This window comes from Erwinia aphidicola, from assembly GCF_014773485.1.
GTDB classification, from domain to species: domain Bacteria; phylum Pseudomonadota; class Gammaproteobacteria; order Enterobacterales; family Enterobacteriaceae; genus Erwinia; species Erwinia aphidicola.
This window is the reverse complement of the sequence record NZ_JACXBP010000002.1, coordinates 441410-457908: the sequence shown is the minus strand read 5'-3', so window position 1 is coordinate 457908 and position 16499 is coordinate 441410. Positions and strand designations below refer to the sequence as shown.

The window sequence follows — 16499 nt, the reverse complement described above, 5'->3', positions numbered from 1 at the left end:
GGAGAGATAATAGCATGGCGTAGGAATTTCGGGTCGACAGTAAATGAGCGGGTCGACCGGAAAAAAGGTCGACCCCTACAGTGCTGAATCGACCCCTGATGTCAGAGGAAAATTCCGCCGAGCAGGAAACCAAACGCAACCGACAGGATAATCGCCAGCGTGCCGGGCACCAGGAATGAGTGGTTAAACACAAAGCGGCCAATGCGCGTCGACCCGGTGTCGTCCATCTCTACTGCCGCCAGCAGGGTTGGGTAGGTCGGTAGCACAAACAGCGCGGACACCGCTGCAAATGAGGCGACGGCGGTAACCGGCGACACGCCGAGCAGCAGCGCCGCTGGCATCAGCGCTTTGGTGGTCGCCGCCTGAGAATAGAGCAGGGTGGAAGCGAAGAACAGGATCACCGCCAGCATCCACGGATAGTCATGCAGCAGCTCGCCCGCCACCTGCTGAATCTCGCCGATATGCGCTTTAACAAAAGTGTCGCCCAGCCACGCTACGCCGAGTACGCAGACGCAGGCGCTCATGCCAGATTTAAAGGTACTGGCGCTGAGGATCTCCCCGGTGTCGATTTTACAGGTCAGGCAGATCAGCGCGGCCACGGTCAGCATAAACACCACAATGGCCTCATTGCGCGGCAGCACCGGGTTGGCAATCAGCCCAACGGCATCGCTGATGGCGGTGGCGTACAGCACCACGGCAACGATCCCCAGCAGCAGCAGCAGCACTGAACGCTTAGCGCCGGGCTTCTCCTGGAATTTGCTGGCGCCGCGCAGGGTCACCTCGCCCTTTGCCAGACGTGCCTGGTAAACATCATCATCTTTTAACTCCTTACCTAAGAAGTTGGTGAACAGCGCGGCAATAAAGATGGCGGCCATGGTGGACGGGATCGCCACGCCAAGCAGCGCCAGATAGCTGATGCCGCGAGGTTCGAGAATGCCGGCCATAAACACCACCGCCGCCGAGATAGGCGAGGCGGTAATCGCAATCTGCGAGGCGACGACCGCAATCGACAGCGGGCGCGACGGGCGCACACCCTGCTCCTTGGCAACTTCGGCAATCACCGGCAGCGTCGAGAATGCGGTGTGCCCGGTTCCGGCCAGCAGCGTCATAAAATAGGTCACCAGCGGCGCGAGGAAGGTGATGTAGCGCGGATGCTTGCGCAGCAGGCGCTCTGCCAGGCTGACCAGGTAATCCATCCCCCCGGCAACCTGCATTGCGGCGATGGCGGCGATCACCCCCATAATGATCTCAATCACGTCGAACGGGATGGCTCCCGGGGTGATCTGGAAACCGAGGGTGAGCACCAGAACCCCCATTCCCCCGGCAAAGCCAATGCCGATGCCGCCCAGCCGGCTACCTAAATAGATCGCCAAAAACACGACGATGAGTTCTGGTAATAACATGTTGTATTCCTTAAGACTAAAGATAAAAAACCGTTAAAAATTTGTGCGCCATACAAAGTAAAAAGGCACGTCGTTCTGAGAACTGACGTGCCTTAAGCTGCTATCTGATGAGTGGATTATTGTTCATTTTCATCGGTGTAACGTTTGGCTTTATACACCGGGAACATCAGGTTCTGAGTGGAGAAGATGTCATCAAGCTCGCTTTCGGTCAGCAGCCCGCGCTCCAGCACCACTTCGCGTACGCTCTTACCGGTTTCGGCGCAGATTTTGCCAACGATATCGCCGTTGTGGTGGCCGATGTACGGGTTGAGGTAGGTGACGATACCGATGGAGTTAAACACATAGGCTTCGCACACCGCTTTATTGGCAGTGATGCCATCGACGCATTTTTCCAGCAGGTTGTAGCAGGCGTTGGTCAGGATGTGGATCGACTCAAACATCGCCTGGCCAATCACCGGCTCCATCACGTTGAGCTGCAGCTGACCCGCTTCAGAGGCCATGGTGACGGTGATGTCGTTGCCGATCACCTTGAAGCAGACCTGATTCACCACTTCCGGCACTACCGGGTTCACCTTGGCGGGCATGATGGACGAACCGGCCTGCAGTTCAGGCAGATTGATTTCATTCAGGCCAGCACGCGGGCCGGAGGAGAGCAGGCGCAGGTCATTACAGATTTTTGACAGTTTAACCGCCAGGCGCTTCAGCGAGCTGTGCACCATCACGTAAGCCCCACAGTCGGAGGTCGCTTCGATCAGGTCTTCCGCCGGAACGCAGGCGAGGCCGCTGACTTCCGCCAGCTTCTGCACCGCCAGCTGCTGATAGCCATCCGGGGTATTCAGGCGCGTGCCGATGGCGGTGGCGCCAAGGTTCACTTCCAGCAGCAGTTCAGCGGTGCGCAGTATGCTGCGGATCTCTTCGTTCAGCAGTACGTTAAACGCGTGGAACTCCTGGCCAAGCGTCATCGGGACGGCATCCTGCAGCTGGGTACGGCCCATCTTCAGAATGGTATTAAACTCGACGGCCTTGCGCTGAAAGCCTTCGCTCAGCTGGCCGATAGCATCCAGCAGCTTGAGGATTGAGCTATAGACCGCAATGCGGAAACCGGTTGGATAGGCATCGTTGGTTGACTGGCATTTGTTGACATGGTCGTTCGGGTTGAGGAACTGATACTCCCCTTTCTGATGGCCCATCAGCTCAAGACCGATATTGGCTAACACTTCGTTGGTGTTCATGTTCACCGAGGTGCCCGCGCCGCCCTGATAGACGTCAATCGGGAACTGATCCATGCATTTGCCGTTGTTCAGCACTTCATCGCAGGCATTGACGATCGCATTAGCGATGTTGCGCGGAATGGTTTGTAGCTCTTTGTTCGCCAGCGCAGCCGCTTTTTTTACCATCACCATACCGCGCACAAACTCAGGGATATCGCTGATTTTGCTGTTGCTGATATAGAAGTTTTCAATCGCACGCAGAGTATGAACACCGTAGTAAGCATCGGCGGGAACTTCACGCATACCTAACAGGTCTTCTTCGATACGAATGTTATTAGCCATGTGAACCTTCTTTTAGGGGATTACCGGGTAAATCATCACAATTTAAGTGCCTGCTCCGTGGCTGGCATCCAGTGATTATCGGGCCGTGGACAGCCCGCCGCGGGATCTTATCCGTTTGCGCTGGGCTGAGCACGATCATATTCTGCTATGTTGCAAAAGCCTGAATCCAGATCACTTAAACCGCTTGCCATATCAAACAGTTTCAATGATATGTGATCCTGGTCACTTTGAAAGGGGCGGGTGAATTTCGGCATTTCCAGTTGAAAAACGGGGTTGCCGCTCCCATCTTCTATACTATCGGTCGCGAAGACCGCCATTTTCTGCCGCCGCAACACAGTGGGGCGGCCACTGATACAGGAGAATACGGTGCGCTGGTTACCGTTCTTAGTGATTTTTGCCCTGGTGTGGATCGAGATCTCTCTCTTCATCCAGGTGGCCCACGTGATGGGCGTTTTACTGACCATGCTGCTGGTGATCTTCACCTCCTGCATCGGGATCTCGCTGGTGAAAAACCAGGGGATGAAAAACTTTATGCTGATGCAGCAGAAGCTGAATGCGGGCGAAAGCCCGGCGGCGGAGATGATCAAGAGCGTTTCGCTGGTGCTGGCGGGCTTTCTGCTGCTGCTGCCGGGGTTCTTCACCGATTTCCTCGGCCTGCTGCTGCTGTTACCGCCGGTGCAGAAGCACCTGACGCTGAAGCTGATGCCGCATCTTAAAATGTGGCGTGGCAATGGCGCCGGGCCGGACAGCGGGTTTACCGTCGACGGTGAATACGAACGCAAAGAGTCTCATCTGATTGAGCATGACGATCGCCACGATCGTCATTGATTTTCCCAATAAATTCGCTAGCGGCGCAGCCTTAAGGACTGCGCCGTTTTTTTTGCACTGGGCGACCAGTTGCGCAAAAAAACGCCGAACGAAGCAGTTAGCAAAAAAAAATACCTCCTGCCCTTGAAAGGGGTGCTACCCGGCCTTATCTCTTCCGTCACGAGGCCGATGCCAAAGCAGCACGGCTTTCATCCCAAAATGATTGGACTTCTCAAAGGAGAGCTAACAATGAAAATTCGTCCATTGCACGATCGTGTTATCGTCAAGCGTAAAGAAGTTGAATCCAAATCTGCTGGCGGCATCGTGCTGACTGGTTCCGCGGCGGGCAAATCGACCCGTGGCGAAGTGCTGGCTGTCGGTAACGGCCGCATCCTGGAAAACGGTGACGTGAAGCCGTTGGACGTGAAAGTGGGTGATGTCGTGATCTTCAGCGAAGGCTACGGCGCAAAAACTGAAAAAATCGACAACGAAGAAGTTCTGATCATCTCAGAAAACGACATTCTGGCGATTGTTGAAGGGTAATTCTCGCCCATTCATTTCACTTCAGTCACTGAACGTAACGAATTTAAGGAATAAGTAAAAATGGCAGCTAAAGACGTAAAATTCGGTAATGACGCACGCGTAAAAATGCTGCGCGGTGTCAACGTACTGGCAGATGCAGTAAAAGTTACCCTGGGCCCGAAAGGCCGTAACGTGGTTCTGGATAAATCTTTTGGTGCACCGACCATCACCAAAGATGGTGTTTCTGTCGCACGTGAAATCGAGCTGGAAGACAAGTTCGAAAACATGGGCGCGCAGATGGTGAAAGAAGTGGCCTCTAAAGCGAACGATGCTGCAGGCGACGGTACCACCACCGCCACCGTACTGGCTCAGTCCATCATCACCGAAGGCCTGAAAGCCGTCGCTGCGGGCATGAACCCGATGGATCTGAAGCGCGGTATCGACCAGGCGGTTATCGCTGCGGTTGACGAACTGAAAAAACTGTCTGTGCCATGCTCTGACTCTAAAGCTATCGCTCAGGTGGGGACTATCTCTGCTAACTCCGACGCAACCGTGGGCGAACTGATTGCTCAGGCGATGGAAAAAGTCGGCAAAGAAGGCGTGATCACCGTTGAAGAAGGCACCGGCCTGCAGGACGAGCTGGACGTGGTTGAAGGTATGCAGTTCGACCGTGGCTACCTGTCCCCGTACTTCATCAACAAGCCAGAAACTGGCGCAGTTGAGCTGGAATCTCCATTCATCCTGCTGGCTGACAAAAAAATCTCCAACATCCGTGAAATGCTGCCAGTGCTGGAAGCCGTTGCAAAAGCCGGTAAACCACTGCTGATCATCGCTGAAGATGTTGAAGGCGAAGCGCTGGCTACCCTGGTGGTTAACACCATGCGCGGCATCGTGAAAGTGGCTGCGGTTAAAGCACCAGGCTTCGGCGACCGTCGTAAAGCTATGCTGCAGGATATCGCAGTGCTGACCGGTGGTACCGTGATCTCTGAAGAGATCGGTATGGAGCTGGAAAAAGCCGGTCTGGAAGATATGGGCCAGGCGAAACGCGTTGTGATCAACAAAGACACCACCATCATCATCGATGGTACCGGCGAAGAAGCGACGATCAACGGCCGTGTGACTCAGATCCGTCAGCAGATCGAAGAAGCGACCTCTGATTACGACCGTGAAAAACTGCAGGAGCGCGTAGCGAAACTGGCAGGCGGCGTGGCCGTGCTGAAAGTGGGCGCAGCAACTGAAGTTGAAATGAAAGAGAAGAAAGCGCGCGTTGAAGATGCCCTGCACGCAACCCGTGCTGCGGTAGAAGAAGGCGTGGTTGCTGGTGGTGGTGTTGCACTGGTACGCGTGGCTTCTAAACTGGCTGAACTGCGTGGTCAGAACGAAGACCAGAACGTGGGTATCAAAGTGGCACTGCGTGCGATGGAATCCCCACTGCGTCAGATCGTTTCTAACGCCGGTGAAGAGCCATCTGTGGTCACCAACAACGTGAAAGCGGGTGAAGGTAACTACGGTTACAACGCGCAGACCGAAGAGTACGGCGACATGATCGACTTCGGTATCCTCGACCCAACTAAAGTGACCCGTTCTGCTCTGCAGTACGCGGCCTCTGTTGCTGGCCTGATGATCACCACCGAATGCATGGTGACCGACCTGCCTAAAGGCGATGCGCCTGACTTAGGTGCTGGCGGCGGCATGGGCGGCATGGGTGGTATGGGCGGAATGATGTAATTCCCCCACCTCGCGTGAGTAAAAACCCTCTGTCTTTGACAGGGGGTTTTTCTTTTTGGGGGGAAAATAGTAAAGTCATTAGCACACGATCTAACCTGATGAATTTTTTGCGGGTTCCAGGGCAAGGATAGATGATGCTCTGGCCTGAATCTGATGATAATAAATGGGGATTAAAATGCGGATTAACTTGCTGGGACTCTCTGTGGCGGCCCTGCTGCTGGCAGGCTGTAGTACCTCTAACACCCTGAGTTCTGCGGGCGAGCGCGTCACCTTTACCGATCAGCAACCGGCCAGCAGCTGCCAGCTGCTGGGCAACGTGACCGGCGCGCAAAGCAACTGGTTCTCAGGTGCAGGCGGTGAAGGCAGCTCACTGCGCGGCGCGGCCAACGACCTGCGTAACCGTGCGGCCGAGATGGGCGGCAACGTCATTTATGGTGCCACCAGCCCAACCCAGAACATCTGGTCCAGCTTCGCACCGCTGGACAGTAAAATGAGCGGCCAGGTTTACAAGTGCCCGTGAAATCGCTGATTTAAGCGGTGATGTGCCTTGAATAAGGGTGGCCTCTGCGGCCACCTTTTTTATGCAGATTAGTGAACGGACTTACGGTCGTTACGGTAATTGACCACCGCGTTAATCACCAGCGTCAGCGCCAGGATGCCGCCAACAATCCCCAGCGAAATCGCAATCGGGATATGGAAGAAATCGACAATCAGCATCTTCACGCCGATAAACACCAGAATCACCGACAGGCCATATTTCAGCATGCTGAAGCGCTCCGCGACGTTCGCCAGCAGGAAGTACATCGCACGCAGGCCGAGGATGGCGAACAGGTTAGAGGTCAGCACGATAAACGGGTCAGTGGTGACGGCGAAGATCGCCGGAATACTGTCGACCGCGAAAATCACATCGCTCAGCTCGACCATAATCAGCACCAGCAGCAGCGGGGTGGCATACAGCAGGCCGTTCTGACGCACGAAGAACTTCTCGCCTTCGATCTTATCAGTCATGCGCAGGTGGCCGCGCAGCCAGCGCACCAGCGGCTTATCGCCAATCGCGCTGTCATCTTCCTTCGCCAGCGCCATTTTAATCCCGGTGAACAGCAGGAACGCGCCGAAGATATAGAGCAGCCAGCTGAACTGCGTGACCAGCCAGCTCCCGGCGAAAATCATGATGGTACGCAGCACGATAGCGCCCAACACGCCGTAGATCAGCACCCGGCGCTGCAGCGCCGCAGGCACGGCAAAGTAGCTGAACAGCATCAGCCAGACGAAGACGTTATCCACCGCCAGCGCTTTTTCAATCAGATAGCCGGTGAGGAACGCCAGCGCCTGGGTATCGGCCACCTCGCGCCCGGCAGTGCCGGTGAGATACCACCAGAAGGCAGCGTTAAACAGCAGCGAAAGGGTCACCCAGACCAGTGACCAGGCCGCAGCCTGCTTCATGGTCATGGTGTGTGAGCCGCGACGGCCCTGCAGCAGCAGGTCAATCGCCAGCATAATTACGACAACGACAGCGAAGCTGCCCCAGAGTAACGGTGTGCCGACAGTATTCATTTTTTCTTGCCCCAATAACAAAAATGGCCAACGTCGGAAGACGCCAGCCACATTATTATTGTCGCTGTAAGCAAACCTCGCCTTCCGGCAAGGTCTCACTTACAACCAAAATTTGGTTGCCCCAGTAACCGGACATCGTGTGGATGTCGTATTGACGATTAACTGGCGAAGAAGTTACTCCCCTTTGCCTGGCAAAAGATAGGCTGCGCGCGCAGCCAGGTCAACATTCTTCAGTAATATTTAGAAATATTTACACAACCACCGCATCGGGGCTGTCCGCCGGGAACACCACGCCGGTCTGACGGCGGATCTCGGTCAGCAGCTGGGCGGTGGTCAGCGAGGTTGCCAGGCCGGCATGATTGATCTCGTTGTGCTCCACCAGGCGGGCGAAGGTTTCCGCTTCGTACAGCATGGTGTTGATGTGCTGCGGCTGGCTGAGATCCTGCGCTTTGCCGCCGCGGGGCACCAGGCTCACGCGCTGGCATTCGGAAACCTGCTCAATCACCAGCGAACCCTCTTCGCCCTGGATCTCACTCGGCAGCGTCGACTGGCTGACCTTCGAGTGCTGGATAGTGACGTCAAAATCGCCGTAGTTAAGGATCACGCTGCCGTGGGCGTCGACGCCGCTCTCCAGCAGGCTGGCGCTGGCGGTGACGCTGTAAGGTGCCCCCCACAGGCTGACGGCGGTGCCGAGGCAGTAATAACCGATATCCATAATTGAACCGTTCGACCACGCCGGGTTGAAGGTGTTGGGGTTCTCACCGTCAAGGTAGCGCTGATAGCGTGACGAATACTGACAGTAGTTGAGAAAGGCTTTGCGCAGCTTGCCAATACGGGTGAGCGACTGCTGCAGGGTCAGGAAATTCGGCAGGCTGGCGGTTTTAAACGCCTCAAACAGCACGACCTGGTTGTCACGTGCGCAGGCCACCATCGCCTCCGCTTCGCGCAGGTTGGACGCCAGCGGCTTCTCGCAGATCACATGCTTGCCGTGGCGCATAAACAGCAGCGCCTGCGGGCAGTGCAGGGCGTTTGGGCTGGCGATATACACCGCATCGATAGCCTCGCTCTGCGCCAGCTGCTCCAGGGAGTCAAACAGCAGCTCAACCGGATAATCGCTGGCGAAGGTTTGCGCCTGCTGCAGCGAGCGCGAATAGACGGCGCTGAGCTTCATTTTTCCGGTTTCGTGAGCGGCATCGACAAACTGACGGGTGATCCAGTTGGTTCCAACGACGGCGAAGCGAATCATAGTGTTCCTGTGCGGCTGGGTGAACGAAAAGGCAGATTACCATTTGTGTAAAGTGAGGCAATGACAAAAAGGCGTGATTTGATTTTTCAGCTCACCTCTCGCACCATACAGGAAATCATCCTGAGGGAACCCGATGAGTATCAGCAGCAGGCACGCACTTAACTGGACCAGCATTCTGGTCGCCATACCCGTCGGGCTGGTCGCCACGCTGGTGACGCTGCTCTTTCGTGAAGCCATCGCCCTGGTGGATACCCTGATTTTTGGCGGCGCCGGTGATATCACGCAGTCAATGCGCGCCTACCTCTGGTACTGCTGGCCGCTGATTATTGGCGCGGGCGGGCTGGTCGCCGGATTTTTCCTGCGCTACGCCGCCGCCATCGAGCAGAAAGAGACGGTGCGCACCGACTATCTGGAAGTGATCAACGCCCGGCTCGATGCGGTGCCGACGAAAACCTCGCTGTTTCGCGGGCTCTCCTCGCTGGCGAGTATCAGCAGCGGTGCGTCCATCGGGCGCGAAGGGCCGATGGTGCAGCTCTCTGCGCTGAGCGGCAGCCTGATGGGGCGCTGGCTGTTCCGCTCCCTGCCGCTGAAAAACAGCGATGTGGTGGCGATGGCCGCCGCGGCCGGGCTGGCGTCGGTGTATCACGCACCGCTGGCTTCGGCGATCTTCGTCGCCGAGATCGCTTTTGGCATCTCCTCGATGCAGCGGCTGATCCCGCTAATCATCGCCGCCGGCGTCGCGGTGCTAACCATGTGGTCGCTGGGCTTTCGCTCCGCCATCTATCCCTTCTCCCACAGCCAGTTTGACCTCTCTGCAGGCAGTATCGCCCTGACGGTGCTTATCGGGCTGCTGGCCGGGCTGCTTGGCTGGGCAATGATCGGGCTGATTGGTCAGAGCAAGCGGCTGTTCGCGCCGCTGAAAAGCCTGCCGCTGCGCCTCGGTATCGGCGGCGTGCTGGTCGGTGTACTGGCGATTGGCAGCACCCAGATCCTCGGCAATGGTTACGAAGTGATCGTACGCATTATGGCCGGGGATTTCCTGCTGCCGATGCTGCTGGCGCTGCTGCTGCTGAAGATGCTGGCGACGGCGATCTCGGTGGGTTCCAGCGCGGTGGGCGGCCTGTTTACCCCGGCGCTGCTGATTGGTGCTCTGATGGGGGAGGCGGTGGCGCTGGTGGCCGCCGCTGCCGGGCTACCCATCGGTAATGCCGAAGTGTTCGCCGCCGTGGGTATGGGCGCGGTGCTGGCCTCGGTCAGTCAGGCTCCGCTGATGGCGATGCTGATGGTGCTGGAGATGACGCTCAACAGCAGCCTGCTGTTTCCGGCGATGATCGCCTGCGTGCTGGCCTCGATGACGGTTTACCGCCTGCATTCCACCAGCACCTATCCGGTGATGAACAACCACTTCAGCCGCTCTGACGCCAAGTTCAACTTTGATAACGGCATCATTTCGCAGTTTATTATTTCCGGTGCGGCGCTGACGCCGGAGGCCTCAGTGGGCAAAGCGCTGGCGGTCAGCTCCCTGAAGCGCGAGCGTTTTGTTTATGTGGTCAGCGAGGAGGGGAAGTTCCTTGGCGCCGTGTCGATCCATGACATCTCGCATAAAGTGCTGGATAAAGAGATTACCCTGACCTCCCCGGTGAGCTGCGTGATGGACAGCAGCTTCCCCTATATCTATGAAAATCAGACCATCAAAGAGGGATGGGAAGCTTTCGCCCAGGTGACGCTGGAGCGCCTGCCGGTGCTGAATAACCCGGTAGAGAAGAAGTTTCTCGGCGCGCTGACTAAAACCAGCCTGATCCAGCAGGCAAAAGACTTTATCTGAGGCTGAAAAAAACAGAGAGCGCCCCTTTGCGTGGGGCGCTCAGCGTCTGACAGCGGCTGGTGAAGCTGACAAAGGTTACTGATAATAGTAAACCCCAAAGTCATTCATTCTTTTCTGGAAGTCGGCCATGTTTTTGCATTTCAGCTTTTCCATAATTTTTAATTTATAGTAGCTAATGGTTTTAATGCTCAGCGGCAAGCGGCGCGAAATATCCTTATGGCATTTCCCTTCCGACAGGAAGCGCAGCAGATAAAACTCACGCGCGGTTAAAATATCCTTCTGATAACAGGCCAGCTCCTCTTCTACGGTTTGCTGATGCAACCTTGAGGGTGTAATACAGAGCGACAGGGCAATAGCGCTTTCATATTTAAATGCCAGCTCGCAGCGCGGCAGAATTTTACGCACGTAAGCAATCAGTGCCGGATCGCGCAGGCGGGTAAAAATAACCAGCTTGATGGTAGGCCAGCGGTGCTGAAAATTCTTATAGAAATCAATGCAGGCGAACAGATTATTGCTATCCGTCATGAGCTCGCTAATGACAACCTTAATCCTATTTTTCTGTAGGATATTTTCCAGTTGGATCAGCGAAGAACAGCCGACTGTTGGGATCTCGCTGAGTTTAAAATATTCCTCAACGCCTTTAATACAAAATGCGTCGCTATCAAGTATGGCGATATGGGACATAATCAGGTGACCGTGTAATTAGAATAATCTCATTACACTCCTGGCCCCATTTATTGTCTATCAGTGCAATCCTCTGTTTCCGTAGGATTATTCTGACGAGATGACGACTTAAATTAACTCTCGCGCCCCTCCAGCGCCTGCGCCGTTAACCACAGCCGCGTATCAAACTCCAGCTGATGATAATGCGGCTCCATATGGCAGCAGAGCTGATAAAACGCTTTGTTGTGATCCTTCTCTTTGATGTGCGCCAGCTCGTGTACCACAATCATACGCAGGAACGCTTCCGGCGCCTGTTTGAAAATGGTCGCCACGCGGATCTCCGCCTTGGCCTTTAGCTTGCCACCCTGCACGCGGGAAATAGCGGTATGCAGCCCCAGGGCGTGCTTCATCACTTTGATCTTGCTGTCGTACAGCACTTTATTTAACGGCGGGGCATTGCGCAGCGACTGATTCTTTAAATCCAGCGCGTAATCATACAGCGCTTTATCGCTGGTGATGCCGTGCGTGGAGGGATAACGCTGGTTGATCACCTCGCCCAGACGCTGCTGTTCGATCAGCGTGCGCACCTGTGACAGCAGTGATTCAGGGTAACCTTGCAGGTAAATCAGTGACGACATGCGAACTCCATTAAAGAAAAACGTTTACTGCGCGCCCGTTTTAGGGGATAAAACGCGGAAATTTTACCACTAAGGTGATCCCATGAGCCAACTTGAACTGAGCAACCGCACGCTGACGCTGCATCGATTTCCACAAATGCGCGAAGAGAGCCCGTTGCAGGCCTGGGATGCGGCCGACGAATATCTGCTGCGCCATCTTGATGATGCCCCGGTTAACGGCCCGACGCTGATCTTTAACGATACCTTCGGCGCGCTGGGCTGTGCGCTGGCGGGCGAGGGCGTATACAGCATCAGTGATTCGTGGCTGAACCAGCAGGCGACGCGGCAGAACCTGGCGCTCAACGGGCTGGATGAGGGCGATGTGCAGCTGCTGGACAGCCTGGCAGCGCTACCGGCCGCTCCGGCCCGCGTGCTGATGAAAGTGCCAAAGACCCTCGCATTACTGGAGCAGCAGCTGCGTGCGCTGCGCGCTGTTGTTACCCCGCAGACCCAGATTATCGCCGCCGGTAAAGCGAAGGACATCCACACCTCGACCCTGCAGCTGTTTGAAAAAGTGCTTGGCCCGACTACCACCTCGCTGGCGTGGAAAAAAGCGCGTCTGATTTACGGCACCTTCACAAAGCCCGCACTGGCAGAGAGTGACGTGATTGCGCGCTGGCAGCTGGATGGCACCGACTATCAGATCGGCAACCACGCCAACGTCTTCTCGCGCGGCGGGCTGGACGTGGGCGCGCGCTTCTTCCTGCAGCATCTGCCGTCCGATCTGGAAGGGGAGATTGTTGACCTCGGCTGCGGCAATGGGGTGATTGGCCTGATGGCGCTGCAGCAGAACCCGCTGGCACAGGTACATTTCGTCGATGAGTCGTATATGGCGGTGGCTTCCAGCCGCATGAACATTGAAGCCAACCGCCCGCAGGATCTGGCGCGCAGCGAGTTTCGCGTCAATAACTCGCTGGCCGGCTTCCCGTCCGATCGCCTGCACGCGGTGCTGTGCAACCCGCCGTTCCACCAGCAGAGCGCGGTCACCGACCATATCGCCTGGCAGATGCTGCGCGATGCGCGCCGCTGCCTGCAGGACGGCGGCGAGCTGCGTATTGTCGGCAACCGCCACCTCGATAACTACCACAAAATGAAAAAGCTGTTTGGTAACTGCACGACCGTCGCCAGCAACCAGAAATTTGTGGTGCTGCGTTCGGTGAAGATGCCGTAAATCATGCGGGTCGGGCATGCCCGACCCCTACGAAAACCTTGCACCACCGTAGTGGCGAGGCATGCCCGCCCCCTACGAAAACCCTGCACCACCGTAGTGGCGAGGCATGCCTCGCCCGCTGTTATCACCGCTTCGCAATCCACGAGAAGCGCTGCTCATACCCGTGCTGGCAATGGCTGTTGCGGCGGTAGCTGGCTTTCTCCTCCGCCATGCAGTAGGTACAAATCCCCGCCTGCTCAATCTGCGCCTGCGGCACGCCCGCACGCCGGGCAATGCGCTGTGCCAGCAGCGGCAGATCGAACCACACTCCCCCCGTCGTGCCCTGCGCCTGCGCGCGCTGCGCCAGCGGATTGTTGACCGCCTGCGCCGACCACGGCAGCAATCCGGCCAGCTGCTGCGGGTCATCCTGCTGCGCGCACGCCATCACATCCTGCCCCAGCTCATAGCAGCACGGCCCAATCGCCGGGCCGATGGCAATATACAGGCTATCCGGCGTCGCCCCGCGTGCGCATAACGCCTGTATCGCATTAATCAGCACGCCGCTCAGCACCCCTTTTAACCCACCGTGTACCGCCGCCACCTGCTGCTGGCGCGTATCGGCCAGCAAGATCGGCAGGCAATCGGCGGTATATACCGCCACCGGATTTGACCCGCTGCCAATTAACCCGTCCGCATCCTGGCTTTTGACCGGCAGGGCCTCAACATCGCGGATCACGCGCGCGCTATGGCGCTGCTGATTGTAGAGCGTCCCCTGCGGCGGGCGCTCCCCGGCGGGCAGAAACGCGTGGTCGAGCCAGTCAAAACGGGAAAGCAGCGGTGAGCGATAAGGGGAGGGCATGGTGAATTCCTCAAAGCGGGAAAGAGCTCGATGCTACCAGAAAAGCGGGCGGAAACCATTCCACCGGCCGAACGAAAAAATAATCGGCCCCTACATTTTCAGAAGTCGACTGTTATAGGGGCGAACCCTCTTTTCTGGTCCGCCCGCTACCTCCATGTTGAAACTACCCGCTTAACAGAACTTTAAATTTATGAAAAATCGCTGTAACAGGGAAAATAGTTTGCGAGAGCGATTCCAAAAATAAAGAGAAGTAAGTCAGTTGAAAGAGATTTAATAAAATTATTTTAATTATGAGGCAAGCTTGGGGGATTAATCACCTCGACCTGAAAGTCATGGAACAGATCGGCATCTGGTTGAGGCGCTAAAAGCAGCAAGAGCAAGGAGGCGCTCTATGAATAATAACCCGATTCAGTGGCTTGCACCCTTTGACGATCGATTCGGTAGTGAAATGATTTACAGGCTTTTTTCCGTAGGGGGCAAGTTATTTGGCGTTGGGTTTCAACGAGTTGAAAATATTCATGATCTTAACGATAAGGCAGTTGATATATTTGTCGTTAAGCCTGACTTCGTATTTCCTGCCAGCGGAGTATGGACTTTGGCATTCGATGAGGTTGATCCTGATACTGTGTCATTTAAAGGTTTCGGTCATGTTAGTCATTCCGCTAATAACGCTGGAAGCGTTTTTCGTGAGGTTGCAAGTATAATTTTTGATCATTATAGTGTTTGTCACGCAGGAGCTTATGTCTTCTGTGCCGCCATTGATCTACAGCATCAGCGCAAAACAGATTTAACAACTCTGTACAGTAAAGCCCTGGGTGTGAATGGATTCAGACAGAGCAGGTTGTTTAAGGCCAGGTTTGCTGGCTGGCACCCCTACAGTGATGTTGCTAAAGGAGGAAGATGTTATGTCGTCACCACAAAATACTATTGAGCAGCACAACGCTGCGGTCGAACGTTTGACGCTGGAACTGGGTAAGCGACTCCACGAAGCCGCTGGCCGTTTGGTTCGTGAAAAGCTGGCCTCGGGTGAGATTAAAATCGTCGATGGGCGCTACGTCGGTGAGTGTTTGAAGCCTGCAAAGAGACCCCCCCGGCCGGACAAAGCTACAGACTAAAGCATCGTGGTACCAAGCCCCGTTGCAGGGGCTTTTTATTATTTTTCGCTCCTCCCGTTAGAGCCAGCCAGCATGAGTCGCGTAGGGGCGGACCCTCTTTTCTGGTCCGCCCGGTCAGCAGATAAAATGCCGGGTTCGCTGTGGATCCGGGCTGCAGGAGAAGGGTTATCCACGTTGCGCCAGAGAAAAAAAGAACGGACAATGCATTTACAAATTTAAATGTATAAATATAATGTCGCCACTTTATCAGCCAGAGGATTTTTCGTTATGTCATCTCTTTTTACCCCCCTGACGCTGGGTGGCCTGCCGCTACGCAACCGTATCGCCTTGCCCCCTCTGACACGCTGCCGCAGCGCACAGCCGGGCAACATCCCCAGCGATCTGATGGTGGAATACTACCGCCAGCGATCCAGCGCAGGGTTTATGGTGACGGAAGGCACACAAATTGAACCCCGCGGCCAGGGATATGCGTGGACGCCCGGTATTCACAGCGCTGCGCAGATTGCCGGCTGGAAAAAAGTCACCGAGGCGGTACATCAGGAAGGCGGCACGATTTTCTGCCAGCTCTGGCATGTGGGGCGCGTTTCGCATCAGGAACTTCAGCCGGGCAACCAGCCACCCGTGGCCCCCTCAGCCGTAGCCGCTGATAACGTCAGGGTGTTTATTGAAACCGCGCCTGGAGCCGGAATATTGACGGCACCCAGCGCGCCGCGCGAGCTGACCACCGCAGAAGTGAAAGAGATCGTAGAACTTTATCGAATCGCTGCGGAGAATGCGAAAACGGCGGGTTTCGACGGTGTCGAACTGCACTCCGCCAACGGCTACCTGATTAACCAGTTTATTTCTGAACATACTAACTTTCGCGATGATGAGTACGGCGGTTCACTGGATAATCGTCTGCGTTTTCTGCGCGAAGTCACCGAGGCGGTCAGTTCGGTGTTTGGCAGCCATCGCGTTGGCGTTCGCTTTGCGCCGCTGTTTTCGAGCACCGATGAAGAGCGCGTCTATCTGGGACTGGTTGAGCGCGATCCGCACGCCACATACCTGCGCGCCGCGCAGCTGCTCAACGAGCTCGACGTGGGGTATCTCTCCATTGCGGAAGCCGATTGGGAAAACAGTCCGGAGCTGCCGCAAAGCTTCAGGATCGCCCTGCGCGAAACTTTCCGTTCGCCCATTATGTATTCAGGCCGCTATACCCAGGAAAAAGCGGAACGGATGCTGGAAAAAGGCTGGGGAGATCTGTTCGGCTTTGGCCGCCCCTTTATTGCCAATCCGGATTTACCGCAGCGTTTAAAATGCGGCCATCCTCTCAATATCGCGGATAATTCCTCACTGTATGGCGGTGATGAGAAAGGATATACTGATTATCCTGTTTATCCATCCTGATGTTTTGTGAG

Annotated in this window: 16 protein-coding genes; 9 read left to right on the top strand and 7 right to left on the bottom strand. The window is 55.8% G+C overall.

What is annotated here, in order from left to right; translation table 11 throughout:
- Nucleotides 1-101: 101 nt before the first annotated feature.
- Nucleotides 102-1403 carry an anaerobic C4-dicarboxylate transporter gene (locus tag ID864_RS06590; RefSeq protein ID WP_048917444.1) on the bottom strand — a complete coding sequence of 434 codons (1302 nt, stop codon included), beginning with the start codon at nt 1401-1403 and terminating at the stop codon, nt 102-104.
- Between the two features lie 116 nt (nt 1404-1519).
- Nucleotides 1520-2956, bottom strand: a complete 1437-nt coding sequence (gene aspA / locus ID864_RS06585) for an aspartate ammonia-lyase (RefSeq protein ID WP_048917443.1) — start codon at nt 2954-2956, stop codon at nt 1520-1522.
- Between the two features lie 366 nt (nt 2957-3322).
- On the opposite strand from aspA, the gene ID864_RS06580 reads away from it, so the two are divergent.
- The 4 genes from ID864_RS06580 to ID864_RS06565 all read left to right on the top strand — a co-directional run bounded on the left by ID864_RS06580 (nt 3323) and on the right by ID864_RS06565 (nt 6533).
- Nucleotides 3323-3784, top strand: coding sequence for an FxsA family protein (locus tag ID864_RS06580; protein WP_048917441.1), 462 nt, complete (start codon nt 3323-3325; stop codon nt 3782-3784).
- A 228-nt stretch (nt 3785-4012) separates the two neighbouring features.
- A complete protein-coding gene (locus tag ID864_RS06575; RefSeq protein ID WP_048917440.1) occupies nt 4013-4306 on the top strand; it encodes a co-chaperone GroES in 294 nt (97 codons plus the stop codon).
- Between the two features lie 60 nt (nt 4307-4366).
- Nucleotides 4367-6013: a chaperonin GroEL gene (gene groL / locus ID864_RS06570; protein WP_048917439.1), complete on the top strand. Its 1647-nt coding sequence runs from the start codon at nt 4367-4369 to the stop codon at nt 6011-6013.
- A 175-nt stretch (nt 6014-6188) separates the two neighbouring features.
- On the top strand, nt 6189-6533 hold the full coding sequence (locus ID864_RS06565) for a DUF4156 domain-containing protein (RefSeq protein ID WP_048917447.1): 345 nt from the start codon (nt 6189-6191) through the stop codon (nt 6531-6533).
- 68 nt (nt 6534-6601) lie between these two features.
- On the opposite strand, the gene ID864_RS06560 is transcribed toward ID864_RS06565, so the two are convergent.
- On the bottom strand, nt 6602-7567 hold the full coding sequence (locus tag ID864_RS06560; RefSeq protein WP_048917438.1) for a TerC family protein: 966 nt from the start codon (nt 7565-7567) through the stop codon (nt 6602-6604).
- A 250-nt stretch (nt 7568-7817) separates the two neighbouring features.
- Nucleotides 7818-8813 (bottom strand): Gfo/Idh/MocA family protein, encoded by a 996-nt coding sequence (locus tag ID864_RS06555; protein ID WP_191149591.1) that lies wholly within the window; start codon nt 8811-8813, stop codon nt 7818-7820.
- 133 nt (nt 8814-8946) lie between these two features.
- Between ID864_RS06555 and ID864_RS06550 the strand changes: the two genes are divergently transcribed.
- Complete coding sequence (locus ID864_RS06550; protein ID WP_191149590.1) at nt 8947-10638, top strand: chloride channel protein; 1692 nt, start codon at nt 8947-8949, stop codon at nt 10636-10638.
- 75 nt (nt 10639-10713) lie between these two features.
- On the opposite strand, the gene ID864_RS06545 is transcribed toward ID864_RS06550, so the two are convergent.
- Nucleotides 10714-11163: a response regulator transcription factor gene (locus tag ID864_RS06545; protein ID WP_191149589.1), complete on the bottom strand. Its 450-nt coding sequence runs from the start codon at nt 11161-11163 to the stop codon at nt 10714-10716.
- A gap of 272 nt (nt 11164-11435) precedes the next feature.
- A complete protein-coding gene (locus tag ID864_RS06540; RefSeq protein ID WP_187497810.1) occupies nt 11436-11939 on the bottom strand; it encodes a M48 metallopeptidase family protein in 504 nt (167 codons plus the stop codon).
- A gap of 82 nt (nt 11940-12021) precedes the next feature.
- On the opposite strand from ID864_RS06540, the gene rlmG reads away from it, so the two are divergent.
- Nucleotides 12022-13149 (top strand): 23S rRNA (guanine(1835)-N(2))-methyltransferase RlmG, encoded by a 1128-nt coding sequence (gene rlmG / locus ID864_RS06535; RefSeq protein WP_099753561.1) that lies wholly within the window; start codon nt 12022-12024, stop codon nt 13147-13149.
- Nucleotides 13150-13273: 124 nt separating this feature from the next.
- On the opposite strand, the gene ID864_RS06530 is transcribed toward rlmG, so the two are convergent.
- The gene (locus ID864_RS06530) at nt 13274-13987 is read right to left on the bottom strand and encodes a polyphenol oxidase family protein (protein WP_191149588.1); all 714 of its coding nucleotides are present in this window, start codon (nt 13985-13987) and stop codon (nt 13274-13276) included.
- Between the two features lie 391 nt (nt 13988-14378).
- Here ID864_RS06530 and ID864_RS06525 point away from each other — a divergent pair, with 391 nt between their 5' ends.
- The 3 genes from ID864_RS06525 (at nt 14379) to ID864_RS06515 (ending at nt 16488) form a co-directional block, all read left to right on the top strand.
- The gene (locus tag ID864_RS06525) at nt 14379-14918 is read left to right on the top strand and encodes a hypothetical protein (protein ID WP_191149587.1); all 540 of its coding nucleotides are present in this window, start codon (nt 14379-14381) and stop codon (nt 14916-14918) included.
- Entirely contained in the window at nt 14893-15102 is a 210-nt protein-coding gene (locus ID864_RS06520) for a hypothetical protein (protein WP_187498197.1), read from the top strand. Before ID864_RS06525 ends, ID864_RS06520 begins: the two co-directional genes overlap by 26 nt.
- Before the next feature lie 267 nt (nt 15103-15369).
- The gene (locus ID864_RS06515; protein WP_048917427.1) at nt 15370-16488 is read left to right on the top strand and encodes an alkene reductase; all 1119 of its coding nucleotides are present in this window, start codon (nt 15370-15372) and stop codon (nt 16486-16488) included.
- Nucleotides 16489-16499: the final 11 nt, after the last annotated feature.